This is a genomic window from Faecalibacterium prausnitzii (assembly GCF_003287405.1).
Taxonomy (GTDB): domain Bacteria; phylum Bacillota; class Clostridia; order Oscillospirales; family Ruminococcaceae; genus Faecalibacterium; species Faecalibacterium intestinale.
In genome coordinates this window covers 1-1,049 of record NZ_PRLD01000054.1, presented here as the reverse complement: position 1 = coordinate 1,049, position 1,049 = coordinate 1, and the positions used below count along the sequence as shown (strand labels likewise).

Annotated in this window: 1 protein-coding gene; it reads right to left on the bottom strand. The window is 44.0% G+C overall.

What is annotated here, in order from left to right; genetic code table 11:
- On the bottom strand, nt 1-1,049 hold a 1,049-nt coding region (locus tag C4N24_RS14985), incomplete at both ends, for a recombinase family protein (RefSeq protein WP_146746825.1).

Here is a 1,049-nt window from a genome sequence, read left to right as displayed (position 1 = left end):
TCGGCTTCATAAACAACGATTTTATCGACAAGTTCGTTAAACATTGAATCGGAGATTTCTGTTGGATTTTTGCACTTGCGAATCAGCGAAATGAAATGCCGAATATCAGCAGAACTTGATTTATCTTCGGCAATTTCGGATTTCATCGTTTCCATCTGCGATTCCAATTCTGCTTGCTCGCTATCATACTGTGCCATCAGCTGCTTGTACTGTCGTTCGGGCAGCAGTCCAGACATAAGATTTTCGTACAGGCTACGAATAAGGGCAGAAAGCTCATCATAGCGTTTTTGACAACGTTTCAATTCCGATTGGTTCTGCTTCGGCTTTTCTTCACGTTTCCCTTTCCAAATCGATTGCAGTTCCAAAGCGAAGGTTTCTTCATCTTTTAGAACAAATCTCGAAAAGCGTTTGACCGATGCCAATATCAGGGCTTCAACATTATCGGCACTGATTGAATGGGCAGTACAGCCATTCACCCGACTTGCATATCCACCACAACGATAAGAATATTGAGTAGACCCATCCTTTTTACTGTAGTGTGTTTGCAAGGTCAATCTTCTGCCGCAGTCGGCACAATACAGATACCCGCTTAAACGGTTGGTGTGCGTTCCCCAAGCAGAAGCGCGATTCACTCGGCATCTGCGTTTCTGAACACTATCCCAAAGTTCTTGCGATATAATCGGTTCATGCGTGTTCTGGAAAACGTACTGTTCATCTTCATTTGTTTCTTTTCTCTTGTGAAGTTTGAAATTTGCGCTTACAGATTTTCGTAAAACAGTGTGTCCCAGATATTCCTGCCGACCTAAAATTGTTCTTACGGAGGAGGTGCCCCACAGGTACGGATTGGAGAACTTTGTCCCATTGTACTGCTCTGGGTGATATTTCTTTGCGTATGCAGCAGGAATCAGGACTTTTTCCTCTGTCAATAGTTCTGCGATTGCCCGTGGGCTTTTTCCTTCGTTCGCAAGAAGAAAAATACGCTTTACGACTTCGGATGCCACCGGATCAACAACAAGTGTCTGCTTGTCGTTCGGCAAACGGTTATATCC